The sequence below is a fragment of the Vibrio sp. LaRot3 genome (assembly GCF_027587025.1).
In the GTDB taxonomy this organism is placed as follows: domain Bacteria; phylum Pseudomonadota; class Gammaproteobacteria; order Enterobacterales; family Vibrionaceae; genus Vibrio.
Genome location: NZ_JAPPTI010000005.1, coordinates 245,634 through 252,663 on the forward strand (window position 1 = coordinate 245,634; position 7,030 = coordinate 252,663).

5 protein-coding genes and 1 pseudogene are annotated in these 7,030 nt (G+C 42.6%); 5 read left to right on the plus strand and 1 reads right to left on the minus strand.

Annotation, left to right across the window (positions count from 1 at the left end; all coding sequences use genetic code 11):
- Positions 1–9 precede the first annotated feature (9 nt).
- The 5 genes from OH461_RS13015 to OH461_RS13035 all read left to right on the plus strand — a co-directional run bounded on the left by OH461_RS13015 (position 10) and on the right by OH461_RS13035 (position 6,063).
- A complete protein-coding gene (locus OH461_RS13015) occupies positions 10–423 on the plus strand; it encodes a hypothetical protein (protein ID WP_270021039.1) in 414 nt (137 codons plus the stop codon).
- Positions 423–1,376, plus strand: a complete 954-nt coding sequence (locus tag OH461_RS13020; RefSeq protein WP_270021040.1) for a glycine zipper domain-containing protein — start codon at positions 423–425, stop codon at positions 1,374–1,376. Before OH461_RS13015 ends, OH461_RS13020 begins: the two co-directional genes overlap by 1 nt.
- A gap of 420 nt (positions 1,377–1,796) precedes the next feature.
- On the plus strand, positions 1,797–2,078 hold the full coding sequence (locus OH461_RS13025; RefSeq protein ID WP_270021041.1) for a winged helix-turn-helix domain-containing protein: 282 nt from the start codon (positions 1,797–1,799) through the stop codon (positions 2,076–2,078).
- A gap of 247 nt (positions 2,079–2,325) precedes the next feature.
- Positions 2,326–3,396 (plus strand): OmpA family protein, encoded by a 1,071-nt coding sequence (locus OH461_RS13030; RefSeq protein ID WP_270021042.1) that lies wholly within the window; start codon positions 2,326–2,328, stop codon positions 3,394–3,396.
- 69 nt (positions 3,397–3,465) lie between these two features.
- On the plus strand, positions 3,466–6,063 hold the full coding sequence (locus OH461_RS13035; protein ID WP_270021043.1) for a hypothetical protein: 2,598 nt from the start codon (positions 3,466–3,468) through the stop codon (positions 6,061–6,063).
- Positions 6,064–6,133: 70 nt separating this feature from the next.
- On the opposite strand, the pseudogene OH461_RS13040 reads toward OH461_RS13035, so the two are convergent.
- Positions 6,134–7,030 (minus strand): annotated as a pseudogene (locus OH461_RS13040) (hypothetical protein); the annotation flags it as partial.

Below are 7,030 nucleotides of genomic sequence, written 5' to 3' on the forward strand. Positions count from 1 at the left end.
TTTATAGCAATGTCGTTTATACAGAAAACCACCATGTTTGATACTCAGAGCTTGTTCTCTGCTAATGGACAGATCATTGGTTCATCGATTCAATCACCGTTTAATTTAGGCACTCACTATTACCAGCCGGGCAGCCCAAGCCCTACTCATCATGAAGTTGAAAATGCATTTGGCACCAATCATTACGATGGTTCTGGCCAATATTTAGGGACAACTCGTGAAGATGCATTAGGTAATAAACACTTTAATGGTGCAGATGGAAGCCATAGTTTTGTTCAAGAAAACGCCATGGGTGCAAATGTGTTTGAAAACGGCGTATTGACCAAGTCGATTGTTGGGGACTCAACCGATGCCCATGAGCTAGCAAGCAACTTTATGAGTGGTGCAGTTGATTTAAGTGACGATTTGGTGGACTTGATCTAATGAATTCTGTCGAAACATTGCACTCATCCGCTTATGTATTGCTGATGGAACTAGTCAAGCATGAACTTGCTTGTGAAGAACTCGCCTATTCGAGTCTTGCTCGTTTGCATCTCGATGTCATTGAATATGTTACTTACTATATTTCTGAAGACTATGGTGTTTACCGCGAAGTAGAGAGCCTCTATCCCGACACTGCTTTGCAGGCGACAGAGTTAGTGCTGACAAACATGCTATCTCGCAGCGAAACACAGGAATTCATTCGTGAGGTATCAGACGGTTTTCGCATGGGATCGAATCCGATCCGCTATTTTACTCGTGAGGGATTAAAAGATATTGAAGATATGCCTGAGTATCTTCAATTACGCCCGATAGTGAGATCTAGCGCTCTACCCATTGTTCTTAGTGCATTGGATGAAATGCATTCTCGAGGCGTTGAGGTGAGTCATTTGCTCGAAGCGATGGAAGGTGCATTTTGTTATATACAGGGCGTACTTGACGAAAACGGAGAGCTAACTCAGGCAGTGCATGATGATCCAGAGTTAATCGCTGTATGTGAGCAAGAGTACCAGACGCTGGTGGCAAACTGCTGGGAGTTCGGAGAAGTTGATGGCTCCATTGACTCTGGTATGGCAAAGGCGGGTAAAGTTGCTGGTGGGGTAACTGGCGCAATAGCTGGGGCGAAATTCGGAGCGGTCGTTGGCTCTGTTGTACCGGTTGTGGGGACGGTTATTGGTGCCGCGGTCGGTGGGGTAGCTGGCAACATGATGGGTAAATCTTTTGGGGAAGAGGTAACCCGACCAGACTTAAAAGATGACAAATCGGTAGAGAGGAATGAAGCGTTTGAATCCGCCGCGCGAGAAGCCTCAGACTATGCAAAAGAGACCGTAGAAGAGGCGATCGATATCGGTAAAGCACTCTCAAAGAAAGCATCTCGCTTCTTTTCTGGGTGGTGATAATTCATGCTAGCAGCTGCACTTTCCCCTTACATTGTCACTTTAGTGATGTGGTGCCAAATCGCGTTTGCTCTTTTCACCGGTAGTGAAATTGGGTGGTTTGACTGGCTAATCGTGTCCATTTTTTCTATCGGTTGCATTGGGCATTTGGCGTATCTATTTTTCACTAAGTCTCGGTAATTTTTATGAATATGCGGCCTTGTTGATGTTCAGCAAGGCCGTTTTTCGTTTTTGCTTTGGCAAACCCTAACTATTTGTATGGAAAATTGATTGCCACAACAAATCAAAAATGTGACGCATATATTTTGATGAGTAAAAAATACCCTTAGCTAAGGGGGGTAATGGCGACTTATTGATCAAACGCAACAAACAAATCGGCAAAACAGAAATAATGTGCATTGAAGTTTATAGGAGGTATCAATGGAACTGAGTCCTGTTTTTGCGAGACGTTTGTATTTAGCTCTGTTAGTTGAACATTTAGAGAGGCCAAATGTGCCTAAACTGATCGAGCAAACAGGGTGGCCGCGCCGCACAATTCAAGATGTGATTAAGGCGTTACCCGGTATCGGTATTGAGCTTGCTTTTGTTCAAGATGGTCGACGTCACAACGACGGCTATTATCAATTATCAGATTGGGGACCATTCGACAGCCAGTGGGTTGTCGAGCGCGAATCTGATATCGCAGCAAGCTTGGGCTTTTAAGCGTAAATCATTAAATTGTCTCGTCCTAAAATACGTTGACGATTTTTAGTAAGCCAGTAACTAACGTTACTGGCTTTTTTGTGTTGGATTTACTGGAAATTATCGCCATAGAAAGCTGAATTTAGGTTCCCCTTAGATATTTAATGAAACAAAGTTGGCTTCAAAGGGGGAAGTAAAAATTGATTGCTAATTAAAGCTGCAATTTTGTAGTTAACATAAGACGAAGTTAGCAAATGGAACTGGGATTATGTTAAGGCTATCTATAAGTAAAAATATTTATTTCATTTATGTATTGCAGATAATTCCTTTAATTAGTACGCCTTTCTTTGTGTATGGTGGAAGTTTAGATTTTCATGAAAATGAATCTAATTATTTCGAAGGATATAGTGCTAGCCCTTATTTTGGATTGTCTGTTTATTATAGTGATCTTGAGGACGATTCGTTTGGATATACTGAGCCCACTGGTATTGGTAAAAGTTTAATTGCCGGTGTTATGTTTGGAAAAAATATTAATTTTGATTTTACTTACTCTTTTGATTCAGAGTATGTTGCTAGTGAAAGTAGCGTTGATATAAATGTCTCATCTTTCGAAACTGGCGTTCAATACGATTTATTTCTGAGTGAAAAGTTTTATGTTTTTGGAAGAGTAGGTGCTGCGTATTGGAAGGTAAATAAATCAAGTATTTCTTCCTCTGATAATATCAAGTCTGATCTAAGAGCCTCTGGGGTTTCACCTGTTATTGGCTTAGGTTCCGGGTATGAACTGTCACCGGAAATTTCTATCTTTACTGGTTACAAATACTTTAATGATATTGGTAGTAATATTACAGGTTCGTATGATGAACATAGGTTATTTGTCGGAGGTAAGTACTTCTTTTTAAATTCGAGGTATGACAAAAAAACAGAATATGTAAATGAAGTGGAAATTGTTATAGATGAAGGGGTTTCTGAAGACTCTGATAAGTTTGTATTTATGACTTTCGATTCAACTAATTTTTCAGTTAATAGTTCTAAGATAAGCTCTTATGGTCGGTATAAGTTAATTGAGTTGGTCGGTTTTTTAAATGAAAACCCAAGCTACATGATTGATATTGTTGGGCATTCAGATTCCACTGGAACTAAGTTATATAATGAGAAGTTATCTTTAGAACGTGCTGTTTCTGTGTTTGATTTATTAGTATTAAACGGAATTTCTCCAGATCGTATGATGGTCTTTGGTGAAGGAGAAAGTAGCCCGAAAGCGTCTAATTTAACTACTGTTGGAAGAGCGGAAAATAGAAGGGTGGAAGTGGTTATTAAGAAAACGGCGTTTCGATGATTTATAAAACTGAATATTTTAATTAAGTCCTTTTAATTTGAAGTGTAAGTTGATTATAAGGAATACAAAATGAAAGCTAAGCTGTACAGACATCTATTAGCGTTAATCGTTATTGGAATAGCGGTTTCAGGTTGTAAAGGTGAGGATGCATTTTCTGGTTTCTCAGAAAATTTGATAGGTATTGAGTTCGGAAGTGACGGTGGCACGGGTACAGAGGGTGGCACGGGTACAGAGGGTGGTACAGGCACAGAGAACGGTGGCACAGGTACAGAGAACGGTGGCACAGGTACAGAGGGTGGCACAGGTACAGAGGGTGGCACGGGCACAGAGGGTGGCACAGGTACAGAGAACGGTGGCACAGGTACAGAGGGTGGTACAGGCACAGAGAACGGTGGCACAGGTACAGAGGGTGGTACAGGCACAGAGAACGGTGGCACAGGTACAGAGGGTGGTACAGGCACAGAGAACGGTGGCACAGGTACAGAGGGTGGCACGGGTACAGAGGGTGGTACAGGCACAGAGAACGGTGGCACAGGTACAGAGGGTGGCACAGGTACAGAGAACGGTGGCACGGGTACAGAGGGTGGTACAGGCACAGAGAACGGTGGCACAGGTACAGAGAACGGTGGCACAGGTACAGAGGGTGGCACGGGCACAGAGGGTGGCACGGGCACAGAGAACGGTGGCACAGGTACTGAGGGTGGCACGGGTACAGAGGGTGGCACGGGTACAGAGGGTGGCACGGGTACAGAGGGTGGTACAGGCACAGAGAACGGTGGCACAGGTACAGAGAACGGTGGCACAGGTACAGAGGGTGGCACGGGCACAGAGGGTGGCACAGGTACAGAGGGTGGTACAGGCACAGAGAACGGTGGCACAGGTACAGAGGGTGGCACGGGTACAGAGGGTGGTACAGGCACAGAGAACGGTGGCACAGGTACAGAGGGTGGTACAGGTACAGAGGGTGGCACAGGTACAGAGAACGGTGGCACGGGTACAGAGGGTGGTACAGGCACAGAGAACGGTGGCACAGGTACAGAGAACGGTGGCACAGGTACAGAGGGTGGCACAGGTACAGAGGGTGGCACAGGTACAGAGGGTGGCACGGGCACAGAGAACGGTGGCACAGGTACTGAGGGTGGCACAGGTACAGAGGGTGGTACAGGTACAGAGGGTGGTACAGGTACAGAGGGTGGCACAGGTACAGAGAACGGTGGCACGGGTACAGAGGGTGGCACAGGTACAGAGGGTGGCACGGGCACAGAGGGTGGCACAGGTACAGAGAACGGTGGCACAGGTACAGAGAACGGTGGCACAGGTACAGAGGGTGGCTCGGGCACAGAGGGTGGCACGGGCACAGAGAACGGTGGCACAGGTACAGAGGGTGGCACAGGTACAGAGGGTGGCACGGGCACAGAGAACGGTGGCACAGGTACTGAGGGTGGCACAGGTACAGAGGGTGGTACAGGTACAGAGAACGGTGGCACGGGTACAGAGGGTGGCACAGGTACAGAGGGTGGCACAGGTACAGAGGGTGGCACGGGCACAGAGGGTGGCACGGGCACAGAGGGTGGCACAGGTACAGAGAACGGTGGCACAGGTACAGAGGGTGGCTCGGGCACAGAGGGTGGCACGGGCACAGAGAACGGTGGCACAGGTACAGAGGGTGGCACAGGTACAGAGGGTGGCACAGGTACAGAGAACGGTGGGCGTGACGATATCACTGATCTTAGTTCTATTGTAATTTATCCTGCGACAAATGGAATTGTTATAACTAACCCACAACAAATGCTCTTATATTCAAACATTAAACTTAAAGCTGTTGGCAAATATAGAGATGGTACGGAAAGTGACATCACAAGCTTAGTAGTTTGGCGTAGTGATAATGATGAGATAATTGAAACAACTGGCGACGGGATTTTATCTGCAAAAAGTAGTGGAAGAGTTGATATTTTTGCAGAGTATAAAGAGGCTGGAGTCACAAGTGATGGGTATGCTATGTATGTTGGTACTAGTAGTGATACTAAATTTCCCGGTGTATGTGGACAGCAGATGAATGATAAGGGAAGATTTAAGTATATTGGTAAGTGTTTGAAGGTGGCTGATGATAAAGATGGTAATTGGTTCAGCTCTAACCCTAGTGCCGGCTTTCTTAAACATCACAATTTTATTCCGGTAGGAAATAGCTCAACAAAAGCTGATAGAGTTTATAAAACGTATATTGGAGGTCAGTATGAAATGGGTAATACTTCGGGACGGTTTTATCAGTTTGATGATGAAAACGATTCTCAATATGCCTTGTGGTGCAAATACTTAAGAGACATAAAACTTGCAGGCCGTGATAATTGGGACAGGGTCACGTTAAGTGAATTAATAGATTTTGTTGATTCAAAAGTAGAAGAATCAATAAAATCAGGAGAGATAATTAATGCATCAGGAGAGATAATTAACAATGCTAACCACGGTACATTAGGTACAGTTTATGGTTGGCCTGTAACTCACGAGCATCATACTAAAACAAAATTAGTAAATGATCCGGTACTTACTAAACTTTTAGATATGAATGGTTCTTTTGATAGGCGCAATACTAGAACTTTTGATAGGAAAACAATAGAACTTGATAAAAGCATCGTAAACAAAGGTGTATCTTGCATTGCTAGGAAATGAATATCGTAATATTAGAAATGTAAATAAGGGCCTCCTTTTTTAAAGGAGGCTTTTTAAGATAACATTAAAATTAATTAATAAAATTTTTAGTTGATGCTTTATATGTTTGTAAGTTGGGTATCAATTCTTGATATAAAGTATCGGACGTTAATACTAAGTTTTTTACCTCTGCGATATCGAAAATCTTTTTAATTTGTATTGTATAAAGATATATTTTCCCATATTCATCATTCTGGTTGTCTATCGCTAATCTAGTGGCTCCTATTTTTTCAAAGAACAACATACTTTTCTTTCCTCTAACTGTGAAAATAGCATGTGCTCTTTGAGCATATTTTCTTATCAAATGATTAAACGCTAGTCCAGCAAGTATTTCGAAATGTATAGAACTTTGTTGATATGCTAAACCAAACCAAACCAAGTTATCTGGGTATATTTGGTTTTTTTTTAGATAAGTAATGTTAGTAAGGTTGTACATGTATTTACAGTCGTCATAGAAGTAAATAACGGATTCCGACCCACTATTGCTGCTTATATGAAATACATTAACGTCCAAGTAGTATTTGTTATTATCTAAACGAGAAGATAATTCTCTAATAGATTTGATTTTTAATGCATAATGATAAATTTCTCTGCATTTATAGTTCTTTTTAAAGCTATAGTTGATGGTGTACTTTTTTTTTATATTCATTATGGAGCTGTAAGGGTTATTAAATTGAGAAGTGTAGTCCAAGTATGATTTATTACTAGTGAATGCTGTTTTTTCCAACTTCTCCCAACTTAAGTATACGTCGATTTTATTTGCAACGTGAGCTATGAGTAATTGTCTATAGAAAGAAGGAGTGGTTTTTCCAGTTGACCACCTGCTTAAAGTAACTGAATCTAGTCCGGAAAATTCTGTAAAACTCAATTGCAGTTTCAAAAGCAATTGATGACGAGTAAATACGGTTAATACTTGGTTGTTAAGAAA

What these genes read in the sequence shown, in the direction of transcription:
- OH461_RS13015 (WP_270021039.1), top strand. Translation starts at nt 10, where the DNA reads ATGTCGTTTATACAGAAAACCACCATGTTTGATACTCAGAGCTTGTTC.
- OH461_RS13020 (WP_270021040.1), top strand. Translation starts at nt 423, where the DNA reads ATGAATTCTGTCGAAACATTGCACTCATCCGCTTATGTATTGCTGATG.
- OH461_RS13025 (WP_270021041.1), top strand. Translation starts at nt 1,797, where the DNA reads ATGGAACTGAGTCCTGTTTTTGCGAGACGTTTGTATTTAGCTCTGTTA.
- OH461_RS13030 (WP_270021042.1), top strand. Translation starts at nt 2,326, where the DNA reads ATGTTAAGGCTATCTATAAGTAAAAATATTTATTTCATTTATGTATTG.
- OH461_RS13035 (WP_270021043.1), top strand. Translation starts at nt 3,466, where the DNA reads ATGAAAGCTAAGCTGTACAGACATCTATTAGCGTTAATCGTTATTGGA.